The organism is Parvibaculum sp. (genome assembly GCF_035511255.1).
Taxonomy (GTDB): domain Bacteria; phylum Pseudomonadota; class Alphaproteobacteria; order Parvibaculales; family Parvibaculaceae; genus Parvibaculum.
In genome coordinates this window covers 1-1,761 of the sequence record NZ_DATKFR010000503.1, presented here as the reverse complement: position 1 = coordinate 1,761, position 1,761 = coordinate 1, and the positions used below count along the sequence as shown (strand labels likewise).

1 protein-coding gene and 1 pseudogene are annotated in these 1,761 nt (G+C 63.3%); both read right to left on the bottom strand.

Going from position 1 to position 1,761, the window contains the following annotated elements:
- Positions 1 to 398, bottom strand: a pseudogene (locus VMR03_RS18615) (glycogen debranching enzyme GlgX); the annotation flags it as partial.
- Positions 399 to 400: 2 nt separating this feature from the next.
- Positions 401 to 1,761: 1,4-alpha-glucan branching protein GlgB (gene glgB, locus VMR03_RS18610; protein WP_325407913.1), on the bottom strand; the 1,361-nt coding region annotated here is incomplete at its 5' end.

Genomic DNA, 1,761 nt, shown 5'->3' with positions numbered 1-1,761 from the left:
CGGCGGTCGAAGGAGAGATCGGCGCGCGGCGAATGCAGCCTGTAGCCGAAAAGCGAATCCGACCAGCGGACCGGCCCGTTGATCTGCCGGGCGTAGGGATCGACGAGCAGCTTGTGCGGATTGAAGCGATGGCCCTCCGTCGGCCGATAGGGGCCATAGGCACGGTAACCGTAGAGAAGCCCGGGCAGCGCGTCGGGCAGATAGCCGTGCCAGACCTCGTCGGTGCATTCCGGAAGCTCGTAGCGCGCCACTTCGCGGCGGCCGGAGGGATCGAAGATGCAAAGCTCGATCTTCTCCGCATTGGCGGAGAAGACGGCGAAATTCGTGCCGAGTCCGTCCCATGTTGCGCCGAGAGGATATGGAAGCCCGGACGTCATGCGGTCGCGAAGGTTCTGCATGATCAGGTTCCCGGCTTCAGAATGAGTGTGGCAAGCGGCGGCAGGGTGAGGCGAAGCGATGCCGGCCGCCCGTGGCTCGCAATGTCGTCGGCGTGGATGACGCCGCCATTGCCGACATTCGAACCGCCATAGATGTCCGCGTCGGTATTGAGGCATTCGCGCCAGGCGCCGCCATGCGGAACGCCGATGCGATAATCATGGCGCGGCACCGGCGTCATGTTGCAGATCGCGATGACGGGCGCATGGCCCGGCGCGCTGCGCTCATAGGCGAAGACGCTGTTCGCGCGATCGTCGCCGACGAGCCAGGCAAAGCCGCCGGGCTCGCAATCCTTCACATGAAGCGAGGGCTCGGCCGCATAGACGTGATTGAGGTCGCGCACCAGCCGCTGCACGCCGAGATGCGCGGGATTGTCGAGAAGGCCCCACTCGATCGAGCGGTCGTGGTTCCACTCGTGCCACTGCGCGATCTCGCCGCCCATGAAGAGGAGCTTCTTGCCGGGATGCGTCCACATGAAGCCGTAATAGGCGCGCAGATTGGCGAATTTCTGCCATGCGTCGCCGGGCATCTTGCCGATCAGCGAACCCTTGCCATGCACCACTTCGTCGTGTGAGAGCGGCAGCAGGAAGCGTTCGTTGAACGCATAGATCATGCCGAAGGTCATTTCATCGTGGTGGTAGCGGCGATGGATCGGATCTTCCGACATGTATTTCAACGTGTCGTGCATCCAGCCCATGTTCCATTTGTAGGTGAAGCCGAGGCCACCATGTTCGGTGTCGTGGGTGACGCCGGGCCAGGCGGTCGATTCCTCGGCGAGCATGATGGCGCCGGGGCAGCGTTCGCCGATGACGCGGTTGAGATTGCGCAGGAGCGCGATCGATTCGAGGTTTTCGCGGCCGCCATGGATATTCGGAATCCATTCGCCGGCCTTGCGGCTGTAATCGCGGTAGAGCATCGAGGCGACCGCGTCGACGCGCAGCCCGTCGACATGGAAACGCTCGAGCCAGAAAAGCGCGCTGCCGATCAGGAAGTTGACGACCTCGTTGCGGCCGAAATTGTAGATCATCGAATGCCAGTCGGGATGGAAGCCTTCGCGCGGGTCTTCATGCTCGTAGAGCGCGGTGCCGTCGAACCGGACGAGGCCGTGGGCATCGTTCGGGAAATGCCCCGGCACCCAGTCGAGCAATACGCCGATGCCCGCTTCGTGGAAGCGGTCGACGAAGTGCGCGAAGCCGTCGGGCTCGCCCATGCGGGCGGTCGGCGCATATTGGCTCAGGGGTTGATAGCCCCATGAGCCGCCGAAGGGGTGCTCCATGACGGGCATCAATTCGATATGCGTGAAACCCATGCGCTCGACATAGGGCA